The sequence below is a fragment of the Kitasatospora sp. NPDC001261 genome (genome assembly GCF_042896795.1).
Classification (GTDB): Bacteria; Actinomycetota; Actinomycetes; order Streptomycetales; family Streptomycetaceae; genus Kitasatospora.
In genome coordinates this window covers 257,963-281,580 of sequence record NZ_JBIAXP010000001.1, presented here as the reverse complement: position 1 = coordinate 281,580, position 23,618 = coordinate 257,963, and the positions used below count along the sequence as shown (strand labels likewise).

General features: G+C 73.8%; 17 protein-coding genes. 9 read left to right on the top strand and 8 right to left on the bottom strand.

Translation table 11 applies throughout. The features are described 5' to 3' along the window. Positions 1-41 precede the first annotated feature (41 nt). Complete coding sequence (locus tag ACFY4B_RS01240; protein WP_387966168.1) at positions 42-743, bottom strand: hypothetical protein; 702 nt, start codon at positions 741-743, stop codon at positions 42-44. Between the two features lie 47 nt (positions 744-790). Between ACFY4B_RS01240 and npdG the strand changes: the two genes are divergently transcribed. Next, the gene (npdG, locus tag ACFY4B_RS01235; protein ID WP_387966167.1) at positions 791-1,483 is read left to right on the top strand and encodes an NADPH-dependent F420 reductase; all 693 of its coding nucleotides are present in this window, start codon (positions 791-793) and stop codon (positions 1,481-1,483) included. Between the two features lie 118 nt (positions 1,484-1,601). Next, the gene (locus ACFY4B_RS01230; protein ID WP_074000852.1) at positions 1,602-1,790 is read left to right on the top strand and encodes a hypothetical protein; all 189 of its coding nucleotides are present in this window, start codon (positions 1,602-1,604) and stop codon (positions 1,788-1,790) included. 19 nt (positions 1,791-1,809) lie between these two features. Here ACFY4B_RS01230 and ACFY4B_RS01225 read toward each other — a convergent pair whose 3' ends face one another. Then, positions 1,810-2,625 carry a site-2 protease family protein gene (locus ACFY4B_RS01225; protein WP_049660242.1) on the bottom strand — a complete coding sequence of 272 codons (816 nt, stop codon included), beginning with the start codon at positions 2,623-2,625 and terminating at the stop codon, positions 1,810-1,812. Positions 2,626-2,809: 184 nt separating this feature from the next. Here ACFY4B_RS01225 and ACFY4B_RS01220 point away from each other — a divergent pair, with 184 nt between their 5' ends. Next, a complete protein-coding gene (locus tag ACFY4B_RS01220) occupies positions 2,810-6,163 on the top strand; it encodes an ATP-binding protein (RefSeq protein ID WP_387966166.1) in 3,354 nt (1,117 codons plus the stop codon). Between the two features lie 185 nt (positions 6,164-6,348). On the opposite strand, the gene ACFY4B_RS01215 is transcribed toward ACFY4B_RS01220, so the two are convergent. The 3 genes from ACFY4B_RS01215 to panB all read right to left on the bottom strand — a co-directional run bounded on the left by ACFY4B_RS01215 (position 6,349) and on the right by panB (position 9,224). Further along, positions 6,349-7,182, bottom strand: coding sequence for an ABC transporter permease (locus tag ACFY4B_RS01215; protein WP_074000854.1), 834 nt, complete (start codon positions 7,180-7,182; stop codon positions 6,349-6,351). Beyond that, positions 7,179-8,201 carry an ATP-binding cassette domain-containing protein gene (locus ACFY4B_RS01210; protein ID WP_387966165.1) on the bottom strand — a complete coding sequence of 341 codons (1,023 nt, stop codon included), beginning with the start codon at positions 8,199-8,201 and terminating at the stop codon, positions 7,179-7,181. Before ACFY4B_RS01210 ends, ACFY4B_RS01215 begins: the two co-directional genes overlap by 4 nt. 153 nt (positions 8,202-8,354) lie before the next feature. Continuing rightward, positions 8,355-9,224, bottom strand: coding sequence for a 3-methyl-2-oxobutanoate hydroxymethyltransferase (gene panB, locus ACFY4B_RS01205; RefSeq protein WP_049652786.1), 870 nt, complete (start codon positions 9,222-9,224; stop codon positions 8,355-8,357). A gap of 322 nt (positions 9,225-9,546) precedes the next feature. On the opposite strand from panB, the gene ACFY4B_RS01200 reads away from it, so the two are divergent. The 3 genes from ACFY4B_RS01200 (at position 9,547) to ACFY4B_RS01190 (ending at position 13,221) form a co-directional block, all read left to right on the top strand. Next, positions 9,547-11,154, top strand: a complete 1,608-nt coding sequence (locus ACFY4B_RS01200) for an MFS transporter (RefSeq protein WP_387966164.1) — start codon at positions 9,547-9,549, stop codon at positions 11,152-11,154. Between the two features lie 160 nt (positions 11,155-11,314). Then, on the top strand, positions 11,315-11,944 hold the full coding sequence (locus ACFY4B_RS01195; protein ID WP_074000856.1) for a TetR/AcrR family transcriptional regulator: 630 nt from the start codon (positions 11,315-11,317) through the stop codon (positions 11,942-11,944). Between the two features lie 221 nt (positions 11,945-12,165). Further along, a complete protein-coding gene (locus tag ACFY4B_RS01190) occupies positions 12,166-13,221 on the top strand; it encodes an endonuclease/exonuclease/phosphatase family protein (RefSeq protein WP_049652793.1) in 1,056 nt (351 codons plus the stop codon). Between the two features lie 33 nt (positions 13,222-13,254). On the opposite strand, the gene ACFY4B_RS01185 is transcribed toward ACFY4B_RS01190, so the two are convergent. Beyond that, complete coding sequence (locus ACFY4B_RS01185) at positions 13,255-15,009, bottom strand: NAD+ synthase (protein WP_387966163.1); 1,755 nt, start codon at positions 15,007-15,009, stop codon at positions 13,255-13,257. Positions 15,010-15,183: 174 nt separating this feature from the next. Between ACFY4B_RS01185 and glnA the strand changes: the two genes are divergently transcribed. Next, positions 15,184-16,545, top strand: coding sequence for a type I glutamate--ammonia ligase (gene glnA / locus ACFY4B_RS01180; protein WP_049652796.1), 1,362 nt, complete (start codon positions 15,184-15,186; stop codon positions 16,543-16,545). Between the two features lie 182 nt (positions 16,546-16,727). Further along, positions 16,728-18,161, top strand: coding sequence for a hypothetical protein (locus ACFY4B_RS01175; RefSeq protein WP_387966162.1), 1,434 nt, complete (start codon positions 16,728-16,730; stop codon positions 18,159-18,161). On the opposite strand, the gene ACFY4B_RS01170 is transcribed toward ACFY4B_RS01175, so the two are convergent. After that, positions 18,128-19,336 (bottom strand): acyltransferase family protein, encoded by a 1,209-nt coding sequence (locus tag ACFY4B_RS01170; protein ID WP_387966161.1) that lies wholly within the window; start codon positions 19,334-19,336, stop codon positions 18,128-18,130. The two genes, ACFY4B_RS01175 and ACFY4B_RS01170, sit on opposite strands and share 34 nt — an antisense overlap. Before the next feature lie 196 nt (positions 19,337-19,532). On the opposite strand from ACFY4B_RS01170, the gene ACFY4B_RS01165 reads away from it, so the two are divergent. Further along, positions 19,533-22,559: a bifunctional [glutamine synthetase] adenylyltransferase/[glutamine synthetase]-adenylyl-L-tyrosine phosphorylase gene (locus ACFY4B_RS01165; RefSeq protein WP_387966160.1), complete on the top strand. Its 3,027-nt coding sequence runs from the start codon at positions 19,533-19,535 to the stop codon at positions 22,557-22,559. Between the two features lie 76 nt (positions 22,560-22,635). Here the strand turns inward: ACFY4B_RS01165 and ACFY4B_RS01160 are convergent, their stop codons facing one another. Continuing rightward, entirely contained in the window at positions 22,636-23,604 is a 969-nt protein-coding gene (locus ACFY4B_RS01160) for a phosphatase PAP2 family protein (protein ID WP_387966159.1), read from the bottom strand. Positions 23,605-23,618: the final 14 nt, after the last annotated feature.

Genomic DNA, 23,618 nt, shown 5'->3' with positions numbered 1-23,618 from the left:
TCGACCGGGGCGTGAACTTTTCGGCCGGGTGGTGAACAGGGTCACCAGCGGGTGATCGCGGGCCCCGAGGCCAGCCGCCCGGCGAGGTCGGCGAGCCGGTCCCGGACGGAGCGGCGGCCGGTCCGCTGCCCGGCGGCGAGGCTGACCAGGTGCTGGGCGAGGTCGAACGGCCCCTCGGCGGCGGTGCCGACGGTCAGCCGCTCGTGCGCGAGCCGGCGGAGTTCGTCGAGGCCGTGGGGTTCGCCACGGCCGCCGGACGCACCGGGCCCGCCGGAACCACCGGGCCCGTCGGGTGCGGCGAGCCCGTCCGGTCCGTCCGACCCGTCGGCGTCAGCGGAGCCCCCGTCCAGCGCGAGCACGGTCGCGCCGCGCCGCCGGGCGTCGTGCACCCGCTCCAGCAGCGCGGCGCCGGCCGCCCGGGGGACCACCACCAGCACGGTGTCGCCGCGCCCGGCCTCGGTGAGCCGCCGCAGGTCGTGGGTCAGGTGGGCCGGGGCGTCGGCCGGCGGGCTGTGCCGCAGCAGGGTGGGCGCCAGCCGGGGGACGTCCGACCAGGCGGCCTCGTCGTCCAGGTGGGCGGCCAGGTGCCAGGGTTCGTACGCCTCGGTGCCGACCAGCAGCAGCCCGCTCGCGCTGCGGCGTTCCACGGAGCGGCGCAGCGCGCCGGCGAAGCCGCCGACCTCCTCCAGCCAGCCCGTTCCCGTCAGCCGTTCCCGGAGTGCCGAAACTCTCACCGCGTCCATGCGGGCCAGGATGTCCCGCCGGGCCGGGGATTTGGCAGGATCGGCCCATGACTTCCCTCGATTCAGCGACAAACCCGGCCCACGAGGTCCCGGACGTCTCCCAGCTGGTGGTCGGTGTCCTCGGTGGCACCGGCGACCAGGGGCGAGGACTCGCCCTGCGGCTGGCCAAAGCCGGCCAGCAGGTGATCATCGGCTCCCGCGACGCCGCCCGGGCCGAGGCCTCGGCGGCCGCGCTGGGCCTCGGCGTGCGCGGCGCCGACAACGCCACCGTCGCCCGGGAGAGCGACGTGGTGATCATCGCGGTCCCGTGGGACGGCCACGCCGCCACCCTGACCGCGCTGTGCGAGGAGCTCGCGGGCAAGATCGTCGTCGACTGCGTCAACCCGCTGGGCTTCGACAAGCAGGGCGCGTACGCGCTGAAGCCGGAGGAGGGCAGCGCCGCCGAGCAGGCCGCCGCGCTGCTGCCGGACTCCCGGGTCACCGCCGCGTTCCACCACCTCTCGGCGGTGCTGCTGCAGGACGAGTCGGTGGAGAGCATCGACACCGACGTCATGGTGCTCGGCGACGACCGGGAGGCCACCGACGTCGTCCGGGGCCTGGCCGCGCGCATCCCCGGGATGCGCGGCATCTTCGCCGGCCGGCTGCGCAACGCCCACCAGGTCGAGGCGCTGGTCGCCAACCTGATCTCGGTCAACCGCCGCTACAAGGCCCACGCGGGCCTGCGGATCACCGACGTCTGAGCGGATCCGGGCAGAGGCGTGTCGACCTCACCCCTGGACCCGGTCCGGAGGTGAGGTCGGCGACAATGGGTGGCGGCCGTGACCCGGCCGCCCGCACCCGTTCTAGGAGCCCTCCGCCATGCCTCGCACGTCCCGCTTCGCCCTGGCCGCCGTCGTCCTCGCGCTCGTGGCCCTGGTGGTCTCGCTGGTCCAGGGCTTCTGGCTGGGCCTGATCTGGCTGCCGCTGGCCGGCGTGGCCAGCAACGTGCTGTGGATGGACCGCCGCCGGGCCAGGATCGCCGCCGCGACCGCGGCCGCCGCCGAGTAGCGCCGGCCGCCGAGCAGGGCTAGTTCTTCCAGAAGCTGAACAGGTACCGGCCGAGCGTCGCGTAGTCCTGGTCCACGCCGAACAGGTTCATCAGGCCGTGGACGATCCCGAAGAAGAACTCGTTCACCTGGGGCTGCCACAGCAGCGCGAACACCGCGAGCATCCCGTACGGCGCGAACGGCTCGATCGCGCGCCGGGTCTGGTACGACAGCCAGGGCTCGACGATGCCGTAGCCGTCCAGCCCGGGCACCGGCAGCAGGTTCAGCACCGCCGCGCTCAGCTGGAGGAAGCCGAGGAAGCCCAGCGCGCCGGAGAACGGCGAGATGATCAGCTCGTGGCCCTCCCAGAACGCGTGCACGGTCGGGTCGTCCAGCCAGCCCGCGCCGATCGGGACCAGCAGCGCCGCCGCGATGAGCAGGTTGACCAGCGGGCCGGCCGCCGAGATCAGGCTGTGCTTGAGCCGGCCCTGGATGCGGTGCCGCTCGATCCAGACCGAGCCGCCGGGCAGGCCGATGCCGCCGAGGATCACGAAGACGATCGGCAGCACGAAGCTGAGCAGCACGTTGGCGTACTTCAGCGGGTTGAGCGTGAGGTAGCCCTTGGCGCCGACGGAGATGTCGCCGCCGTGCAGCGCGGTGCGCGCGTGGGCGTACTCGTGCAGGCAGAGCGAGACCATCCAGCCCGCGACCACGAACAGGAACACCCCGAACGAGGCGTTGCCGTAGCCCTGGTACACCGCCCAGCCGGAGGTGCCGAGGACGGCGAGGAGCACCCAGAACACCGGGCTGATCCGGCGGTCCTCGCTGCGGGAGCGCGGCGTGGCGGCGAAGGTCATGGTGTGGGTGCTCCGTGGGCAGAGGGAACGGGAAGGACCGGCAGGGACCGATCATGCCGGGCGGGCCGGTGGCCGGACAAGCCGCCTCCGGTGAACGTCCGAGGGCCCGGGGTCGGTTCCGCCGGGGCGCCGGGCCCTGCACAATTGTGCGGCCCTTCCCCCGCCGATCGACCAGAATGGTCCGGTGCACTACGGCATCCTCGGAACCACGACGGCCCACCACGACGACGGCACCCCGGTACCGATCGGCGGCGCCCGGCTACGGGCCCTGCTCGCGGCCCTGGCCCTCCGGCAGGGCCGGCCGGTGCCGGCCGACCTGCTGGTGGACGAGGTGTGGGAGGCAGAGCCGCCCCAGGACTCCTCCGCCGCGCTCCAGACCCTGGTCGGCCGGCTGCGCCGCACCATCGGCCGGGACGAGGTCGGCTCCGGCCCGGCCGGGTACTGGCTGACCGGTCCGGCCACCGACCTCGCCGACTTCCAGCGGCTGACCGGCGAGGGCCGCCGCGCCCTGGACACCGGGGACCACGCGCTCGCCGCCGAGCGGCTGGGCGCCGCCCTGGCGCTGTGGCGCGGCCCCGCGCTGGCCGACCTGCCGGACCGCACCGGTCCGGCCGTCCGGCTGGAGGCCCAGCGCGAGGAGGCCCGCCGCCACCGGATCACCGCCGACCTCGGCCTCGGCCGCGCCGCCGACCTGGTCGCCGAGCTGGCCGAGCTGTGCGAACGGCAGCCGCTGGACGAGTCGTTGCAGCTGCTGATGATCCGGGCGCTGCACGAGAGCGGACGGACGGCCGAGGCGCTGCGCCACTACGAGCGGACCAGGCGGGCCCTGGCCGAGGAGCTCGGCGCCGACCCGGGCCGCGGACTCCAGTCCCTGTACGCCGAGTTGCTCGCCCCGGAGGCGCCGGAGCCGGTCCACGCCGCGCCCGCGTCCGCGTCCGTACCCGCCGCCGCCCCCCAACTCCCGCGCACCGTCGGCAACCTGCGCGGCCGGCTGACCAGCTTCGTCGGCCGCGAGGACGATCTCGCCGCGCTGCGCGGGATGCTGACGGACCGTCGGCTGGTGACGCTGACCGGCCCCGGCGGCTCCGGCAAGACCAGCCTCTCGACCGAGGCCGGGCGCGCCGAACAGGCCGCCGGGGGCTGGCCGGGCGGCGTCTGGGTGGCCGAACTCGCCCCGCTGGAGAGCCCGGACGCGGTGCCCGCCGCCGTGGTCTCCGCGCTCGGCCTGCGCGAGATCGTGCTGCACAGCACCAGCATGGTCGCCGAGGTGATCGAGAAGCGGGCCGAGGACCCGGTGCGCCGGCTGGTCGAGCACTGCGGCCACCGCCGGATGTTGCTCGTCCTGGACAACTGCGAGCACCTGATCCAGGCCGCCGCCGACCTCGCCGACGTCCTGCTCGCCGAGTGCCCCGGGCTGACGGTGCTCGCCACCAGCCGCGAGCCGCTGGGCGTGCCCGGGGAGACGGTGCTGCCGGTCGAGCCGCTGCCCGACCCGGTCGCGCTGCGGCTGTTCGTCGAGCGCGCCGCCGCCGCCCGTCCCGGCTTCGACCCGCAGGGCGACCCGGAGGCCTGCGCCGAGATCTGCCGCCGGCTGGACGGGCTGCCGCTGGCCATCGAACTGGCCGCGGCCCGGCTGCGGGTGATGACGGCGCGCCAGATAGCCGACCGGCTGGACGGCCGGTTCGCGCTGCTCACCGCGGGCAGCCGCACCCTGCTGCCGCGCCAGCAGACGCTGCGCGCGGTGGTCGACTGGAGCTGGGACCTGCTGGGCAAGCGGGAGCGGGCGGTGCTGCGCCGGCTCTCGGTGTTCGCGGGCGGCTGGCAGCTGGAGGACGCCGAGGCGGTCTGCGCCGACGGCGTCGAGGTGGCCCCCGGCGAGGTCGCCGACCTGCTGCTGTCGCTGGTCGACAAGTCCCTGCTGGTGGCCGACCTGGACGGGGCCAGCCTGCCGCGCTACCGGATGCTGGAGACCATCCACGAGTACGCGACCGAGCGCCTCGCCGGGTCCGCCGCCGAGCGCGCCGCCACCGAGGCCCGCCACCTGGCGCACTTCCGCACCCTGCTCGCCGCCGCCGACGCGGAGATCCACGGCCCCCGGCAGCTGCACTGGCTGACGGTGCTGGAGCGCGAGCAGGACAACATCCGGACGGCGCTGCGCCGCGCGATCGACCTGCGGGACGAGGAGCAGGCGCTGCTCCTCGCCATCGGCATGAGCTGGTACTGGTCGCTGCGCGGCTACAGCATGGAGGCGCGCACCTGGTACACCGCGATCGCCGCGCTCGGCCCGGACCCGTTCGGCCCGGACGCCCCGCGGGCGGTGCCGCTGGAGCGCGGCGTGCTGGCGTACGACCTGCCGCTGCCGATGGCAGTGGTCGAGGAGGCCCGCCGGCTGCTCGCGATGTTCCGGCTGATCGGGCTGTTCGAGGGCAACCTGGACGTCCTCGGGGACCCGGAGGCGATCGAGGTCGCCCAGCGGCTGATGGACGCCTACACCCCGGACCTGCCGCAGTCCTACCGCTTCCCGGCGCTGATGCGGGTGTTCGGCGCCTTCCTGGCCGGCCGCCTGGACATGATGAAGGACCTGATGGACGACGCCGTCCAGGGCTGCGAGCAGTACGGCGGGCCCAGCGACCTGGCGTTCATCCTGCAGGTCCGGGCCAGGATGATGAACGACTGGCCGAGCGGCGCCGAGCAGAGCATCGAGGACGGCGCCCGCTCGCTGGAGCTGTACGAGCAGTCGGGCGACCTCTGGGGGATCTCCCAGGCGCTGTCCGCGCACGGCGAGTCGCTGGCCAACCGGGGCGAGGCCGCGGCCGCCGCCGAGGCGTACGCGCGGGCGATCGAGCTGATCGAGGAGCTGGGGGCGCCGCAGGAGGTGCCGATCCTGCGGGTGAACCTGGGCACCGCCCTGCTGGAGCAGGACATGGAGCACGGCGAGCGGGTCGTCCGCGAGGCGCTGGCCTCCATCGACACCCCGGGCCTCAACCAGGCCACCACCGGGGCGCTGATGTTCGGCCACCTGACGCTCTGCGGCATCCACGCCCACCGCGGCGAGTTCGCGCAGGCGCTGGCCGAGCTGGACGAGCTGGACATAGTCCGGGTCGGCGGCTTCGCGCCGAGCCTGGTGACCGGGATGCTGATGAGCGCCCGCGGCTGGATCACCGCCCGGGCCGGGGACCCGGAGGCGGGGCTCGACCTGCTGCGCGCCGGCTGGCGGCAGCTGCGGGCGGTGACGGCCGCGAGCGGCTTCGCCGAGCACATGACGGTCATGGTGGTGCCCGCGGTGACGGCGGTGCTGGGCAGCTTCGCCCAGCGCGACGGGGACCTCGGGCGGGCCCGGGCGGCGGCCGTGCTGGCCGGCGCCCACGGCGGGCTGAACGGCCCGAAGGGCGGCTACCTGGACCGGGTCGAGCGGGCGCGTTCGGAGGCGGCCCTGCGGGAGTCGCTGGGGGACGCGGGGTACGAGGAGGCCCGGGCGGGCGGGGTCGGGATGACCCAGGAGCAGGTCTTCGAGCTGCTGGAGGGGCTGCTCGGCTAGCCACGGCGCGGTCGGGCCCGGGCGGTCGGTGCCCGTACAGCCGGTGCCCGTACGGCCGGTGCCCGTCCCCTGGTCACCGGCCGCACGGGCCCGTACGGCGGCCGGCGCCTGTCCGGGGCGGCCGGCCGTCCTGCCCGGCGGCCTTCCCCGGCGAGGGCCGGGGGAGCCGACGGTGGTCATGGGGGTCAGGTCCGCTTGCGGAACCGGGCGACCGCCAGCGGGGCGAAGACGGCGGTCACGGCGGCCGACCAGATCAGCACGATCATCACCGGGTGGGCCACCGGACCCGTGCCGTTGAGCAGGGAGCGGGAGGCGTCGGCCAGCGCCGAGAGCGGGTTGACCTTGGTGAAGGACTGCAGCCAGCCCGGCATGGTGTCGGTCCGGGCGAAGATCGAGCTGCCGAACTGCATCGGCATCAGGACCAGCATGGCCACGCCCTGGACGGCCTGGGCGCTGCGCAGGGCCATGCCCAGCAGCATCGAGATCCAGACGATCGACATGCCGAACAGCAGGGCCAGGCCGATCGTGGCCAGCACCTCCAGCGGTCCGGTCTTCACCTCGAAGCCGATGCACATCGCGAAGCCGATCAGGATCGCGAAGGAGAGCAGCCCGCGGAGGGTCTCGGCGACGATCTTGGAGAGCAGGACGGAGGCCCGGCCGATCGGCAGCGTGCGGAAGCGGTCCATCACGCCGCTCTGGAAGTCGCTGTTGAGGCCGGTGCCGACGGCCATCGCGAGGGTGAGGCCGGTCTGCCCGAGCAGGCCGGGGATCAGGTACTGCTTGTAGGTGTCCTGGTCGCCGGCCATCGCGCCGCCGAAGACGTAGACGAACAGCACGGTGAAGATGACGGGCATCAGCACGGCGTCGAACATCGACTCCGGGTCGGCCTTGATCCGCATCAGGTTGCGCCGGGTCAGCGCGCCGACGTGGCGCAGGGTGCCGGTCAGGCCGATCCGGGAGTCCTCCGCCGGGGGCCGGGTGTCCCGGGCCCGGGAGGGGGTGAGCGTGGCGGTGGTCATGCGACGGGCTCCTTGGCGAGGCTGGGGGCGGGCACGGCGGCGGACGCGGGCTTGCCGGTGATGGCGAGGAAGACCTCGTCCAGGCTGGGCACCTTGGTGTCGATGCCGGCGATGGCGAAGCCGCGGGTGCCGAGCACGCCGATCACCGCGGTCAGCTGCTCCTCGCCGGTGATCGGCACCGCGAGCAGCCCGGTGTCGGTGGAGACGGTGGCGTTGAGGATGCCGCTCTCGTGCAGGCAGCGGGCCATCTCGGGCAGCTCGGCCGGGTGGGCCGGGCGGACCTGGAGGGTCTGGCCGCCGACCTTGGCCTTGAGCTCGGAGACGGCGCCGTTGGCGATCACCCGGCCGCGGTCGATGACGGTCAGCTCGTTCGCGAGCTGCTCCGCCTCCTCCATGTACTGGGTGGTCAGCAGCACGGTGCTGCCCTCGGCGACCATCCGCTGCACCTCGTCCCAGACCTCGTTGCGGGTGCGCGGGTCCAGGCCGGTGGTGGGCTCGTCCAGGTAGAGCACCCGGGGGCGGCCCATCATGCTGGCGGCCAGGTCGAGGCGGCGGCGCATGCCGCCGGAGTAGGTCTTGGCGGTCCGCTTGGCGGCCTCGGTGAGCGAGAAGCGTTCCAGCAGCTCGGCGGCCCGGGCCCTGGCCTCCCGGCGCGGGAGGTCCAGCAGCCGGCCGATGAGGTAGAGGTTCTCGTACCCGGAGAGCAGCTCGTCCACGGAGGCGTACTGGCCGGTGAGGCCGATCGTGCGGCGCAGCTGCTTGGGCTGGCGCAGCACGTCGTAGCCGCCGACGTACGCGGTGCCGGCGTCCGGCTTGATCAGGGTGGAGAGGACGCGCACCAGGGTGGTCTTGCCCGCGCCGTTGGGGCCGAGCAGGGCGAGCACGGTGCCCTCCCGGACGGTCAGGTCGACCCCGTCGAGGGCCTTCGTCTCGCCGTAGTGCTTGACGATGCCCCGCACCTCCACGGCGTTCCCGGAAGTGGTTCCCCGGTCGTTCGGGGCTGTCGCGATTCGTGTCATGCCCCCAGGCTGTCCGCCCCGGCTGTCAGCTCCCTGTCGGCCGGGGCGGTGCGCTGTCGGTTCGCTGTCACGCCGCTGTCAGCGGCCGCCGCGGGGCCGGGAACGGCGGCGGCCCCGCTCCCGGCGGGGGAGCGGGGCCGCCGGCGGCGGTCCTTACGTGAAGCTGTGCTCGGCCGCGGGGAAGGCACCGGTGCGGACGTCCTGGGCGTAGGCGCGGGCGGCGTCGCCGAGGACGGTGCGCAGGTCGGCGTACTGCTTGACGAACTTGGGCACCCGGCCGGCCGTCATGCCGGCCATGTCGGTCCAGACCAGCACCTGGGCGTCGGTGTCCGGGCCGCCGCCGATGCCGACGGTCGGGATCGCCAGCTGCTCGGTGACCTGGGCGGCCAGCTCGGCCGGGACGGCCTCCAGCACGACCGCGAAGGCGCCGGACTGCTGGACGGCCTTGGCGTCGCGGAGCAGCTGGTGGGCCGCCTCGTCGCCGCGGCCCTGGACCGGGTAGCCGCCGAGGGCGTGCACGGACTGCGGGGTGAGGCCGATGTGGGCCATCACCGGGACGCCGGCCTCGACCAGCAGCTCGATCGAGCGGGCGCTGCGCTCCCCGCCCTCCAGCTTGACCGCGCCGACCCCGGCCTCCTTCATCAGCCGGGCCGCGTTGTGCATCGCCTGGGCGGGGGACTCCTGGTACGAGCCGAACGGCAGGTCGGCGACGATCATGGACCGCTTGGTGCCGCGGACGACGGCGGCGGAGAGCATCACCATCTGATCCATGGTCACCGGGACGGTGGTCTCGTAGCCGAGGTGGCAGTTGCCCGCCGAGTCGCCGACCAGCAGCACCGGGATGCCGGCCTCGTCGAACACGCCCGCGGTGAGGGCGTCGTAGGCGGTCAGCATCGACCACTTCTCGCCGCGCTGCTTGGCGGCGGCGAGGTCGCGGACGGTGACCCGGCGGTTGGTGACCCCGCCGTAGAGGGTGGTGGTCGACGCCTGGTTCTGGGCAGGCGAAGGCGTAGAAGCGTTCATCGAACGGACTCCTGAAGGGTTGTCGTCTCGTGGCGCCGTACGGCGTCCCCGGATCACCTCCATGCTTGCACGCCCCGGCTCCGGCGCAAAGAGGGGTGCGTTCGTCCCGGTGCGATCCACGCCACACCGGGCGCGATCCGCGCCGCACCGGGTGCGCGGGCGCCCCGCGCCGGGGTGCGCGGGAGACCCCCGAATTTGCCTGCTCTTTACGAAACGGGTTCGTCTCGTATCGTATCGGCCGCTAGTCTGGTGCGGGGGGTTACGAGACGCATTCGGCTCGGAATTGCCCGCCAGTGCCACACCACCACGGACGGGAACACCCATGACCACCGCAGCCGCGCCACCCCGCGTGCCGGAAGCCATCCACCGTCGGCGCTGGGCGATCCTCGGCACCCTGCTGCTCGCCCTGCTCGTCGTCGTGCTCGACAACTCGATCCTCAACGTCGCGATGAAGACCATCGCGACCCCCGCGCCGGTCGGCCTCGGGGCCACCCAGAGCGACCTGGAATGGTCGATCAACTCCTACACCCTGGTCTTCGCCGGGCTGCTGTTCACCTCCGGCCTGCTCGGCGACCGGTTCGGCCGCAAGCGCGCGCTGCTGGCCGGCATGGTGGTCTTCGGGATCGCCTCGCTGCTGTCCGCGCTGGCCGCCTCGCCCGGTGAACTCATCGGCTACCGCGCCCTGATGGGCGTCGGCGGCGCGCTCGCGATGCCCGCCACGCTGGCGATCATCATGAACGTCTTCGAGCGCTCCGAGCAGCCCAAGGCGATCGGGATCTGGGCCGGCGCGGTCGGCCTGGCCATCGCCATCGGCCCGATCACCGGCGGCCTGCTGATCGAGCACTTCTGGTGGGGCTCGGTCTTCCTGGTCAACGTCCCGATCGTGGTCGTCGCGGTGATAGCGATGGTGATCCTGGTCCCCGAGTCCAAGGACCCCAACCCGGGCCGGATGGACCCGATCGGCGTGCTGCTGTCGATCATCGGCCTGGTCGCGCTGATCTACGGCATCATCAAGGGTGGCGAGCTGGCCGACTTCACCTCGGCCGGGGCCTGGGTGCCGACCCTGGTCGGCGTCGTCGCGCTGGTCGCCTTCGTCTGGTACGAGCGCCGCACCGCGTTCCCCGCGCTGGACGTCACCTGGTTCCGCAACCGGGTGTTCAGCGCCTCCGTGGTGGTCGTCGGCGTGATCTTCTTCGCGCTGATGGGCGTCTCCTTCTTCGGCGTCTTCTACATCCAGAGCGTGCGCGGCTACAGCGCCCTCCAGGCCGGTGTGCTGATGCTGCCGCTGGCCGCCGCCCAGCTGGTGTTCGCGCCGCGGGCCCGGCTGGTGGTCGACCGCCTCGGCGTCGCCGCCACCGCCGCCGGCGGCATGCTGCTGGTCGCGCTCGGCTTCGTCGGCTACGTCGTGCTGACCGCCACCACCCCGATCTGGGTGCTGGTCCTGCTCGGCCTGGTGATGGGCGCGGGCATGGCGCACGTCATGCCGCCGGTCACCGTCGCGATCATGGCCTCGCTGCCCCGCGAGAAGGCCGGCGCCGGCTCGGCCGTCAACAACACCTTCCGCCAGGTCGGCGGCTCGCTCGGGGTCGCCGTGCTCGGCGCGGTGCTCTCCACCGTCTACCGCGACGGGATGGCCGACACCCTGACCCACCTGCCCGAGGGGCTGCGCGACAAGGCCGGCGAGTCGCTGGAGGCCACCCTGGCCATCGCCGGCCGCATCCCCGGCGGCGAGGCGCTGGTCGCCCCGGCGAACGACTCCTTCATCCACGCCATGCACGTGGTCGCCTCGCTCTCGGTGGGCGTCTCGGTGATCGGCGCCGTCGTCGCCTGGTTCCTGCTGCCGGGCCGCTCGGCCGCCCCCGCGGGACCGGCCGGGCCGGCCCCCGAGCAGCGCGGCCAGGAGCGGGAGTCCGCGGCCGCGGACGCCTGACCGGCGGCCGGCCGTACCGCGACTGAGTGACAATGGCCCTGTCACCCGGGTACGCCCGGGTGGCGGGGCCTCGGTCCCGGCAGGCCCCCTGCCGAGGGCCCACCGGAGGACACCCCACGGCGCCAGGGCGACCGGGGAGGACGAGGGAGAGACAGCGGGGATGAAGACGGACACGCCGACCGCCGGCACCGGGCAGCACTGCGCGGAGGTACGCCGTGGCCGGCCCCGCAGCGAGGCCGCCGAGCAGGCCATCTTCGGGGCCGTCGAGGACCTGATGGCCGGCGGCACCGCGCTGTCCGAGCTCACCATCGAGGGCATCGCCGCCGCCGCCGGCGTCGGCAAGGCCACCATCTACCGGCGCTGGCCCAACAAGGAGGCCCTGCTGGTCGACGTGGTCAGCCGACTGGAGGAGCCGCTGCCGGAGCCCACCGGCGCCGGCGCCCGGGCCGACCTGATCGCCCTGGTGGACCACGTCCGCCGGCGCGGCCTGGCCAAGCGCACCCGCTGGGTGCTTAAGGCCGCCCTCGGCCAGATGCAGACCCTGCCCGAGCTGTACACCGCCTACCGGGACCGGGTGATCAAGCCCCGCCGGGAGGTCGGGCTCGGCCTGATCCGCCGGGCCGTCGCCGAGGGCGTGATCCGCGACGACCTCGACCTTGAACTGCTCAACGACCTGCTGATGGGGCCGATCCTCTACCGCAGCATCCTGTGGGACGACTCCGACCTGGAGGACCCCGACCTGGCCCGCAAGCTGGTCGACTCCATGCTCGAAGGCCTCGCACCCCGCTGACCCGGCCGGACGGCGCCCCGGACGCGGCCTCGCCCGCCGGACCGGACGTGGCCTCGCTCACCAAACCGGGCCACGCCGGAACCCGCTCAGCGGGCCCGACGTCTGTCCCGGCATAGGCTGAGCCGGGTATCCGATCAAACCGGCACCGGTCCGGTCGTGCCCGCACCTTCGACGGTCCGGGTACCGGAACGGCGGCGGCACGAGCGAACGGGAGCCACTTCATGGCGCAGGCGGACAGGACCGAACGGATCGCGGCCCCAGGGGGCGGCGCCGACGGCCCGGCCCCCGCGTCGCGTCGAGGCGGCTTCCTCGGCCTGCGCCACTGGGGCCGGGACGCCCGCGGCAGCACCACCTGGCGGCGCGGCCTGGTGGTCGCCGTGCTGGCCGTGCTCACCGCCGCGCTGATCGCCCTGCACGCCGAGGTCCCCAACAGCGCCGGCAACCTCGGCAGCCTGCTGGAGACCTTCCTGCCCTGGCTGGGCCTGGCCGTCCCGGTGCTGCTGGTGCCCGCGCTGCTGCGCCGCTCCGCCACCGCGCTGATCGCCCTGCTGCTGCCCGTCGTGCTCTGGGCCAACCTGTTCGGCGGCCTGCTGAGCGACAAGAGCGGCGGCAAGGGCGACTGGACGGTGGTCAGCCACAACGTCGCCGCCGCCAACACCGACGTGCCGGGCACCGTCCGCACCCTGGTGGACTCCGGCGCCCAGATCGTCGCCCTGCAGGAGCTGGCCGGCAAGCAGCTGCGCTCGTACGAGACCGGGCTCGCCGCCGCCTACCCGCACCACACCGTGGAGGGCACCGTCGGGCTCTGGTCGAAGTACCCGATCGGCGACGTCACCCCGGTGGACCTGAAGATCGGCTGGACCAGGGCCTTCCGGGCCGAGGTCACCACCCCGCAGGGCCCGGTCGCGGTGTACGTCGCGCACCTGCCCTCGGTGCGGCTGAAGGCCGAGGGCGGCTTCACCGTCAACCAGCGGGACGTCAGCGCGCAGGCGCTCGGCGACGCGATCCAGGCCGAGCCGCTGAAGAAGGTCCTGCTGCTCGGCGACCTCAACGGCACCATGAACGACCGCAGCCTGGCGCCGGTCACCTCGCAGATGCGCTCGGCCCAGGGCGCCGCCGGGGACGGCTTCGGCTTCAGCTGGCCGGCCGCCTTCCCGATGGCCCGGATCGACCAGATCATGAGCAAGGGCGGGCTGAAGCCGGTGGACTCCCGCACCCTGCCCCGGGACGGCAGCGACCACCTCCCGGTGGCCGCCACGTACCGGTACTCCTCCTGAGGGCCGGCCGGGTGAGCGCTGGCCGGGTGGGGGTCAGCCGCGGCGCCAGCGGTTGGTGATCGGCAGGCGGCGGTCCCGGCCGAAGTTCTTGGCCGAGATCTTCGGGCCCGGCGGGTACTGGCGCCGCTTGTACTCGGCGGTGTCGACCAGCCGGACCACCCGGTCCACCAGGGCCGGGTCGAAGCCGGCCGCCACGATCGCGTCCCGGCCCTCGTCGCCCTCGATGTAGCGGGTCAGCAGGCTGTCCAGCAGGTCGTAGTCGGGCAGCGAGTCGGTGTCCACCTGGTCCGGCCGCAGTTCGGCGGACGGCGGCTTGGTGATGGTGTGCTCCGGGATCGGCGGCACCTCGCCGCGCCGCCCGGCCTCCTCGTTGCGCCAGCGCGCCAGCCGGAAGACCAGCGACTTGTAGACGTCCTTGACGGGCCCGTAGGCGCCCACCGAGTCGCCGTACAGGGTCGAGTAGCCGACCGCCAGCTCGCTCTTGTTGCCGGGCGCGAGCACCAGGTGCCCCTCCTGGTTGGAGATCGCCATCAGCAGGGTGCCGCGCAGCCGGGACTGGAGGTTCTCCTCGGCCAGGCCGGTCAGCTCGACGGCGCCCAGGTAGGCGTCGAACATCGGGGCGATGGAGACGGTCCGGAAGCGCAGCCCGGTCCGGCGGGCCAGCTCGGCCGCGTCGTCCCGGGAGTGCTGGGAGGAGTAGCGGCTGGGCATCGAGACGCAGTGCACGTTCGGCGCGCCGACGGCGTCCACCGCGATCGCGGCCACCAGCGCCGAGTCGATGCCGCCGGACAGGCCGATCAGCACGGAGCCGAAGCCGTTCTTGGCCACGTACGCCCGGGTGCCGGAGACCAGCGCGGCCCAGATCTCGGCCTCGTCGGACAGCCGCGGCGCCACCCCGGCGGTGAGCGGTTCGGCGGGCGCGGCCTGCGGCCCGCCGCCCAGCTCGGTACGGACCAGGTGCAGCCCGTCGCTGAGCAGCAGGCCGTCGGTGTCGTCGCCGGCGGCGGCCGGCAGGTCGAGGTCCAGTACCAGCAGGTGCTCCTCGAACTGCGGGGCGCGGGCCAGGACTTCACCGTCCGCGCCGACCACGATCGAGTCGCCGTCGAAGACCAGCTCGTCCTGGCCGCCGACCATGTTGACGTACGCCAGGGCGCAGCCCGCCTCGGCGGCCCGGCGCCGCACCAGCTCCAGCCGCTGGTCGTCCTTGTTCCGCTCGTACGGGGAGCCGTTGACCACCAGCAGCAGCCCGGCGCCGGCCTCGCGGGCGGCGGTGACCCGGCCGCCGTCCTGCCAGATGTCCTCGCAGATCGCCAGCGCGACGTCCACCCCGTGCAGCCGCAGCACCGGCAGCTGGTCGCCCGGGACGAACCAGCGGAACTCGTCGAACACGCCGTAGTTGGGCAGGTGGTGCTTGGCGAAGCGGGTCACCACCTCGCCCCGGTGCAGCACGGCGGCGCAGTTCTGCGGGGAGTCGGCCGGGCGGTTGAAGCGCGGCGAGGCGTGCTCGGAGCGCCCGAGGTAGCCGACCACCACCGGGACCCCGCCCAGCCCCTCCGCCGCCAGCCGGGCGGCCAGGGCGACCAGCGCGGCGCGGGAGGCCTCGACGAAGGAGTGGCGCAGGGCGAGGTCCTCCACCGGGTACCCGGTGAGGGCCATCTCGGGGAAGGCGACCAGCTGCGCGCCGGCCTCCGCGGCCTGCTTGGTCCGGCGCACCACCTCGTCGCCGTTGCGGGCGAGGTCACCGACCCAGGGGTCGGTCTGGCACAGGGCGAGACGGAGATTGGGCATGCCCCGAGTGTAATCGTCTAACTGACGCGATGTCCTGGGCAGGAGCCGGCGGCGGGGGTCGGCACTGCCGGGCCGGGCGGGGATCGGCCATGATGGGGGCAACCGCTTTACGAGGTCTTTCCACGGCCTCCGGGGCGTAACACGAGCGTAAAGAGCAGAGGTGAGACTGTCCCCATGGGCAAGCAGCAGCAGTTCGTGCTTCGGACGCTCGAAGAGCGTGACATCCGGTTCGTCCGGCTGTGGTTCACCGACGTGCTCGGCTTCCTGAAGTCGGTCGCGGTGGCGCCGGCCGAGCTGGAGCAGGCCTTCGAGGAGGGCATCGGGTTCGACGGCTCGGCGATCGAGGGGTTCGCCCGGGTGTACGAGTCCGACATGATCGCCAAGCCGGATCCGACCACCTTCCAGATCCTGCCGTGGCGCTCGGAGACCCCGGGCACCGCCCGGATGTTCTGCGACATCCTGATGCCGGACGGCTCGCCCTCCTTCGCCGACCCCCGGTTCGTGCTCAAGCGCACCCTGGAGAAGGCCTCCGAGCAGGGCTTCACCTTCTACACACACCCGGAGATCGAGTTCTTCCTGCTGAAGAACCTGCCCGGCGACGGCACCCCGCCGATCCCCGCCGACCAGTCCGGCTACTTCGACCACACCCCGCGCGGGGTGGGCCACGACTTCCGCCGCCAGGCGATCACCATGCTGGAGTCGATGGGCATCTCGGTCGAGTTCTCGCACCACGAGGGCGCCCCCGGCCAGCAGGAGATCGACCTGCGCTACGCCGACGCGCTCTCCACCGCCGACAACATCATGACCTTCCGGCTGGTCATGAAGGAGGTCGCGCTGGAGCAGGGCGTGCACGCGAGCTTCATGCCCAAGCCGTTCTCCGAGCACCCCGGCAGCGGCATGCACACCCACGTCTCGCTGTTCGAGGGCGACCGCAACGCCTTCCACGAGTCCGGCGCCGAGTACCAGCTCTCCAAGGTCGGCCGGTCCTTCATCGCCGGTCTGCTGAAGCACGCCGCCGAGACGGCCGCCGTCACCAACCAGTGGGTGAACTCCTACAAGCGGATCTGGGGCGGCTCCCAGCGCACCGCCGGGGCCGGCGGCGAGGCGCCCTCGTACATCTGCTGGGGCCACAACAACCGTTCGGCGCTGATCCGGGTGCCGATGTACAAGCCGGGCAAGCAGGGCTCCACCCGGATCGAGGTCCGCTCCCTGGACACCGGCTGCAACCCGTACCTCGCCTACGCCGTCACCCTCGCGGCCGGCCTGAAGGGCATCGAGGAGGGCTACGAGCTCCCGCCCGGCGCCGACGACGACGTGTGGGCGCTGACCGACTCCGAGCGCCGCGCCCTCGGCATCCAGCCGATGCCGCAGAACCTCGGCGAGGCCATCGACCTGATGCAGCGCAGCGAGCTCGTCGCCGAGACCCTCGGCGAGCACGTCTTCGACTTCTTCCTGCGCAACAAGCACAAGGAGTGGGAGGAGTACCGCTCCGAGGTCACCCCGTTCGAGCTGCGGAAGAACCTCCAGGTGCTGTGAGCGGCTGACGGCCGCTCAAACCGTTTCCGGCCCGCTGTCGTCCGAAGGGACGACGGCGGGCCGTCCTATGGAGTGGATCTGCGACGGATCGCCGGTCGCGGTGGCGGAATGTGAAGCTTGTATGACCGGGTGTCATGGTCCGATGGGGTCTGAATGTCCGTTTCATCCTGAAAGAGGATCACATGACCTCCTCCGTCAGTCGCGCCGCCGCCACCCGACTGCTCGTCCGCCGGACCTGCGTCGTGGGTGCCGCCGTGGCCGCCGTCGCGGGCCAGCTGCTGGCCGTCCCGACCGTCGCCGACGCCCGCGGTTCGGGTACGGGCACCGGTGCGAACGCGGGTGCGCAGTACCCGCAGAGCTCGCAGAACTCGCAGGCCCCGCAGAGCTCACAGAGCTCGCAGAGCCCGCAGAACTCACAGAGCCCGCAGAGCTCGCAGCTCCCGCAGCTTCCGCTGCACCCGAAGAACCCGCTGGAGCTGCTGCAGTCGCTGCAGTCGAAGAACCCGCTCCAGTCGTTCCAGGCGCTGCAGTCGCCGCAGCCGCACCGCCCGCAGCAGCGGGCCACCACGATCGCCGAGAACCAGCTGCCGTTCACCACCCGCTTCGAGGGCGACTTCCACGGCTCCATCACCCGGATCAGCAACTCGCTGATGACCTGCGACGAGACGAAGGCGCCGCTCGACCCGGAGCAGCCGTCCTGCGAGGACGCCCGCAAGGGCCTCGGCTCCCGGCCGATCAACAACAAGTACGAGATGAAGTACATCAACATCGACCCGGGCTCGGTCGGCCCGCTCGGCGACGGGATCTACTCCGCCAGCTCCGCCGACCTGGGCCTGATCGACGGCTCCCGGGTCAAGTACGCCCGGCTGTACTGGGGCGGCACCCGCGGCATCGACGACGTCGTGCTGCCGGAGAACCAGATCGACGAGGTCTACCTGAAGGTCCCGGGCGAGGGCCAGTACCGCAACATCGCCAACGACCAGCCCTCGATCGGCTACATCACCACCGACGTGGAGAGCAGCTACCAGGCCTCCGCCGACATCACCGACCTGGTCCGGCAGGCCGGCAACGGCACCTACACCGTCGCCAACATGGACTCGGTGGTGAAGCCGCACAGCTGGGGCGGCTGGACGATCGTGGTCGCGTACGAGAACGACTGCAAGCCGTACCGGCACATCCACCTGTGGGACGGCTTCCGGGTCGAGCTGCCGGACAGCCCGCCGCGCGAGTTCGACCTCACCGGGCTGCAGACCCCCGCCGCCGGCCCGGTCGCGGGCAAGCTCGGATTCGTCGTCTACGACGGCGACCTCAAGTGGACCGGCGACACCCTCGCCATCAAGTCCACCAACGGCCCGCAGGCGCTCTTCTCGGACCTCAACCACGCCTCCAACGACGCGTTCAACTCCACCATCGAGGAGTTGACCCCGGCCGACCAGTTCATCCGCACCCCGTACAACCGCAACAACTTCGGCTACGACTCCAACCGTTGGGACATCTCGCCGTTCCTGCGCAACGGCGACACCGACATCAAGGTGCTGTTCGACACCGACAAGGACGGCTACGACCTGGGCGTCTTCTACGCCTACGTCAACCTGGACGGCTCCACCGAGGGCTGATCCGCCGAGGGCTGATCCACCGTCCGGCCACGGCGCCGCTGCCGCACCACCCGCACCGCGCGGGGCGGCAGCGGCGCCGCCGCGTCCCGGCCCCGCGGGGCGCCGCGCAGCAGCCGCTCGCAGGGGCGCTCCACCCAGCGGTACAGGGCCCCCGCGGCTACCAGCGAGCCGCCCGCCAGCAGCAGCCAGACGCCGAGCGTCGCGGCCCCCGGCGCCGGGCGGCCCTGGACGGCCAGCCAGCAGCGGACGCCGATCTCGTGCACCAGGTACCAGGCGTACGACCACTCGCCGAGCCGTACGGCCGTCCGGCCCGCCAGCAGCCGGGGCGGGGCCCCGGCGGCGTCCCGCCGGGCGGCGGCCGCCAGCAGGGCGGCGAACAGCGGCGCGGACAGCAACTGGGAGGCGCTGTACGGGCCGTACCAGGAGGAGTCCGGGACGGCGGCGTGCCAGGGGACCAGCAGGACGTGGAAGAGCAGCACGGCGGCGGCCGCCGGGAGGAGCCCCGGCCGCAGGAGGCGCACCCGGGGGAGCACGCCGTGCCGCACGGCCAGGCCGGTGACCACGCCCAGGACGAACTGCGGGGTCCGGGCCGGCGGCAGGTAGTCCAGCAGCCAGCCGCGCACCGTCGGGTCGGCGGGCAGCACGGCGCCGGCCGCCCACAGCACCGGGCCGAGCACGGCGCACAGGGCCGCGAGCGGCAGCCAGGCGCGCCGGCGCGGGGCCAGCAGGCGCAGCAGCGGCGGGAACAGCAGGTAGAACCAGGCCTCGGCGCCCAGCGACCAGGAGGCCGGGTTGCCGCCGTACAGGGTGGGCAGCGCCCACGGGTGCACCAGCGCCAGCGACCAGAGCGCCGCCGCCACCGGCAGCACCGCGCCGATCGCCGCGTCCGCGCCCAGGGACAGCGCGGTGGTCAGCACGTGCAGCGGCCAGATCCGGGCGAACCGGCGGCGGGCGAAGACCCACGGCCGGGCGGGCGAGGCCCCGTACGTCCAGGCCAGCACGAAACCGGAGAGCACGAAGAAGAACGTCACGCCCGAACGGCCGTACCAGGCGAGCGGGCTGAGCAGCGGCAGCTCGCCCACCTTGCGGGAGAGGTGGTAGAGCACCACCAGCAGGGCGGCCCAGAAGCGCAGCCCGGTGAGCGAGGGCAGGCGGCTGGGGCCGGTCGTGGGCATCGGCGCTCCGGGGGCGGGGGACGAGGGCGGGGGACGGGGGCGGCGCCCGGGTGAACGAGCACGGCGGGGCCGAGGTCACGCCGACGGCGGCGGGCGGTCGCGTCCGGCGACGGGGTGCCGGGGCGCGTAACCTGCTAGGGCCCGGACGGACCTGCCAGGCCCGGACGGGCCCCTGGGCGGACGGATGGAGGGGCCGATGGCGGTGGAGGAGCAGCGGGCCGGGAGCCGGGTCAGCCGGCCGGAGAACCGGCTGGTCCGGCGCGGGTTCACCGACCCGGCGCGGGCGGTGCGGCTGTTGGAGGGCCCCGGGCTGGAGGGCCTGGCCGACGACCCCGTGCTGCTGGACGCGCTCGGCGCCACCGCCGACCCCGACCTCGCGCTGCTCGGCCTGTCCCGGCTGCTGGAGGCCGCCGACGCGGCCGACCGGCACACCCTGCGCGACACCCTCACCACCTCCAAGCCGCTGCGCGACCGGCTGCTCGGCGTGCTCGGCGTCTCCACCGCGCTCGGCGACCACCTGGCCCGGCACCCGCACGACTGGCACGTGCTGGTCACCTTCGAACTGCGCGACATGCACCCCGGCCCGGAGGACTTCCGCCGCTCCCTCGCCGAGGGCGTCCGGGACGACACCCTCGGCCCCGCGAACGCGCTGCGCGTCGCCTACCGCCGCTGCCTGCTCGCCATCGCCGCCCGCGACCTCACCGGCACCACCGACCTCGCGCAGACCGCCGCCGAACTCGCCGACCTGGCCGGCGCCACCCTCCAGACCGCCCTGGACCTCGCCGCCGAGCAGGACCCGGAGGCGGCCGCGGCCTGCCGGCTCGCCGTGATCGGCATGGGCAAGTGCGGCGGCCGCGAGCTCAACTACGTCTCGGACGTGGACGTGGTCTTCGTCGCCGAGCCGCGCGAGGGCGTGGACGAGCACGAGGCGCTCAAGGCCGCCACCCGGCTGGCCGCCGCCCTCACCCGGCTGTGCGCGGACACCACCGGCGAGGGCACCATCTGGCCGGTGGACGCCAACCTGCGCCCCGAGGGCCGCAACGGCCCGCTGGTGCGCACCCTGGCCAGCCACCTCGCCTACTACCAGCGCTGGGCCAAGACCTGGGAGTTCCAGGCGCTGCTCAAGGCCCGCCCGGTCGCCGGGGACGCGGAGCTCGGCGCCGCGTACGTGGCGGCGCTCGCCCCGATGGTCTGGCAGGCCGCCGCCCGGGAGAACTTCGTCGCCGACGTGCAGCAGATGCGCCGCCGGGTGATCGACTCCATCCCGGCCACCGAGCTGGACCGCCAGCTCAAGCTCGGCCCGGGCGGGCTGCGCGACGTCGAGTTCTCCGTCCAGCTGCTCCAACTGGTGCACGGCCGCACCGACCCGGCGCTGCGCAGCGGCAACACCCTGGAGGCGCTGGCCGCGCTCTCCCGGGGCGGCTACGTCGGCCGGGCGGACGCCGCCTCGCTGGACGCCGCGTACCGCTTCCTGCGCTCGCTGGAGCACCGCATCCAGCTGTACCGGCTGCGCCGCACCCACCTGATGCCCACCGGGGCCGAGGACCTGCGCCGGCTGGCCCGCTCACTGGCGGCGCTGATCAACGACGACACCCGCGCCGACCCGGTGGCCGCGCTGCAGCGCGAGTGGAAGCGGCACGCGATGGAGGTCCGGCGGCTGCACGAGAAGCTGTTCTACCGGCCGCTGCTCGACGCCGTCGCCGAACTTCCGCCGGGCGCCACCGGGCTCAGCCCGGAGGCGGCCCGGGCCCGGCTGGAGGCGCTGGGCTACGCGGACCCGGCCGCCGCGCTGCGGCACCTCAGCGCGCTCGCCTCCGGGGTGAGCCGCAAGGCGGCGATCCAGCGCACCCTGCTGCCGGTGCTGCTCGGCTGGTTCGCCGAGTCCGCGGACCCGGACGCCGGGCTGCTCAACTTCCGCCAGGTCTCCGACGCGCTCGGCCGCACCCCCTGGTACCTGCGGCTGCTGCGCGACGAGAGCGCCGCCGCCGAACAGCTGGCCCGGGTGCTGTCGGCCGGCCGGCTCGCCCCCGACCTGCTGCTGCGCGCCCCCGAGGCGGTGGCCATGCTGGGCGACCCGCACGGCCTGGAACCGCGCGGCCGGGCGGCGCTGCAGTCGGAGATACTGGCCGCCGTCGGCCGGGCCGGGTCCACCCACGCCGCGGTGGCCGCCGCCCGCTCGGTGCGCCGCCGAGAGCTGTTCCGCACCGCCGCCGCGGACGTGCTCGGGCGGCTCGGGGAGGACCCGGCCGAGGCGCTGGACACCGCCGGGGAGGCGCTCACCGCGCTCAACGCCGCCACCCTGGGCGGCGCGCTGCGCGCCTGCGTGGCCGGCTGGGAGGCCGAGCACGGGGACCTGCCGACCCGGATCGCGGTGATCGCGATGGGCCGCTTCGGCGGCCACGAACTGGGCTACGGCTCGGACGCGGACGTGCTCTTCGTCCACGAGCCGCTGCTCGGCTCGCTGGAGGAGGAGGCCGCCCGGGCCGCCCAGGCGGTCTGCCACGAGCTGCGCGCCCAGCTGGGCGCGCCGTCCACCGAGCCGCCGCTGCTGGTCGACGCCGACCTGCGGCCGGAGGGCCGCAGCGGCCCGCTGGTGCGCACCCTGGCCTCGTACGCGGCGTACTACCGGCGCTGGTCGCACGCCTGGGAGAGCCAGGCGCTGCTGCGGGCCGAACCGGTGGCCGGGGACGAGGAGCTGGGCGCGCGGTTCCGACAGCTGATCGACCCGCTGCGCTACCCCGGCGGCGGGGTGCCGGAGCGGGACCTGGTGGAGATCCGCCGGATCAAGGCGCGGATCGAGGCCGAGCGGCTGCCGCGCGGGGCCGACCCGACCACCCACACCAAGATCGGCCGGGGCGGGCTGGCGGACGTCGAGTGGACGGTGCAGCTGCTGCAGCTCCGGCACGGGTACGAGCTGCCGGCCCTGCGCACCACCCGGACCAGGGCGGCGCTGGCCGCGGCCGCGGAGGCCGGGCTGGTCGAGCCGGAGGACGCCGAGGTGCTGGACACGGCCTGGGTGCTGGCCTCCCGGGTGCGGGCGGCGGTGATGCTGGTGCGCGGGCGGCCCGGGGACAGCTTCCCGGGGGAGGCCCGGGAGCTGGCGGGGGTGGCCCGCTACCTCGGGTACGGCTCCGGGCACAGCGGCGAGCTGCTGGACGACTACCGGCGGACCACCCGGCGGGCCCGGGCGGTGGTGGACCGGCTGTTCTACGGCGCCGACTGACCGGGGCCGCCCCCGGGGACGGCCCGCCCCGGGTACGCGAAAGGGGCCCCGGTCGGGGCCCCTTCGAAGACGGGCGCTAGCGGCGCGCGCTGCTGACCGCGGGCTCGCTCCACTGCTCCGGGACGGTGATCGGCCGGTCGGCCGGCGTCTCCCGGGCGGGCACCTTCGGCAGCCGGTAGACCCACTCGTGGTACATCCAGCGGGCGGTGAGGAAGCCCACCATCAGGCAGAGCTCGCCGCCGACGGCGTCCATCCAGAAGTGGTTGGCGGTGGAGACGATCACCACCAGGGTGGCGGCCGGGTACATCAGGCCGAGCACCCTGACCCAGGTGCGGCGGGCCAGGAAGAAGATCGCCAGGCCGCACCACATCGACCAGCCGATGTGCATCGAGGGCATGGCCGCGTACTGGTTGGAGACGTGCGCGGCGGGCCCGGAGGCCATCGAGCCCCAGGTGCCGTGGACCTTCACGGTGTCGATGAAGCCGCCGTCGGTCATCAGCCGGGGCGGGGCCAGCGGGAAGAAGTAGAAGCCGACCAGGGCGATCCCGGTGGTCACGAACAGCACCGTGCGGGCCGCGACGTAGCGCCCGGGGTGGCTGCGGTAGAGCCAGACCAGCACGCCTATCGTGATCACGAAGTGCAGGGTCGCGTAGTAGTAGTTCATCCCCGTGATGAGCCACCCGACGCTGTCCACGGCGTGGTTGATCGAGCGCTCGACGGCGATGCCGAGGTGGTTCTCCAGGTCCCAGATCCAGCTCGCGTGCTTCTGGGCTATCGCTTCCTGTTCGGGAACCGCGTTGCGCACGATCGAGTAGACCCAGTAGCTGATCCCGATCAGCGCCAGCTCGAACCAGATCCGCGGCCTGGCCGGTGAGCGGCGCTGGGCGCTGACGCGGCTGCGCAGGGCGGCGGTACGGGACTGGGCGGCACGGGTGGCTCCATCGGGCAGGCGGCCGGGGACGGCCTTCGCTGCTTCGGAACCGCCACCGCTGGCCGCGTCGGCGCGCCGGGCGTCGCCTCGCTGGATCTCGGTCGGTTCCCCCATGGACGGCAAGTCTG

Bases quoted from the DNA above. Each gene is read 5' to 3' on its own strand.
- ACFY4B_RS01165 (WP_387966160.1), top strand. From the start codon at position 19,533: ATGGCGGTGGAGGAGCAGCGGGCCGGGAGCCGGGTCAGCCGGCCGGAG.
- ACFY4B_RS01160 (WP_387966159.1), bottom strand. From the start codon at position 23,604: ATGGGGGAACCGACCGAGATCCAGCGAGGCGACGCCCGGCGCGCCGAC.
- ACFY4B_RS01200 (WP_387966164.1), top strand. From the start codon at position 9,547: ATGACCACCGCAGCCGCGCCACCCCGCGTGCCGGAAGCCATCCACCGT.
- ACFY4B_RS01190 (WP_049652793.1), top strand. From the start codon at position 12,166: ATGGCGCAGGCGGACAGGACCGAACGGATCGCGGCCCCAGGGGGCGGC.
- ACFY4B_RS01170 (WP_387966161.1), bottom strand. From the start codon at position 19,336: ATGCCCACGACCGGCCCCAGCCGCCTGCCCTCGCTCACCGGGCTGCGC.
- panB (WP_049652786.1), bottom strand. From the start codon at position 9,224: ATGAACGCTTCTACGCCTTCGCCTGCCCAGAACCAGGCGTCGACCACC.
- ACFY4B_RS01195 (WP_074000856.1), top strand. From the start codon at position 11,315: ATGAAGACGGACACGCCGACCGCCGGCACCGGGCAGCACTGCGCGGAG.
- ACFY4B_RS01230 (WP_074000852.1), top strand. From the start codon at position 1,602: ATGCCTCGCACGTCCCGCTTCGCCCTGGCCGCCGTCGTCCTCGCGCTC.
- ACFY4B_RS01215 (WP_074000854.1), bottom strand. From the start codon at position 7,182: ATGACCACCGCCACGCTCACCCCCTCCCGGGCCCGGGACACCCGGCCC.
- glnA (WP_049652796.1), top strand. From the start codon at position 15,184: ATGGGCAAGCAGCAGCAGTTCGTGCTTCGGACGCTCGAAGAGCGTGAC.
- ACFY4B_RS01225 (WP_049660242.1), bottom strand. From the start codon at position 2,625: ATGACCTTCGCCGCCACGCCGCGCTCCCGCAGCGAGGACCGCCGGATC.
- ACFY4B_RS01210 (WP_387966165.1), bottom strand. From the start codon at position 8,201: ATGACACGAATCGCGACAGCCCCGAACGACCGGGGAACCACTTCCGGG.
- ACFY4B_RS01175 (WP_387966162.1), top strand. From the start codon at position 16,728: ATGACCTCCTCCGTCAGTCGCGCCGCCGCCACCCGACTGCTCGTCCGC.
- npdG (WP_387966167.1), top strand. From the start codon at position 791: ATGACTTCCCTCGATTCAGCGACAAACCCGGCCCACGAGGTCCCGGAC.
- ACFY4B_RS01240 (WP_387966168.1), bottom strand. From the start codon at position 743: ATGGACGCGGTGAGAGTTTCGGCACTCCGGGAACGGCTGACGGGAACG.
- ACFY4B_RS01185 (WP_387966163.1), bottom strand. From the start codon at position 15,009: ATGCCCAATCTCCGTCTCGCCCTGTGCCAGACCGACCCCTGGGTCGGT.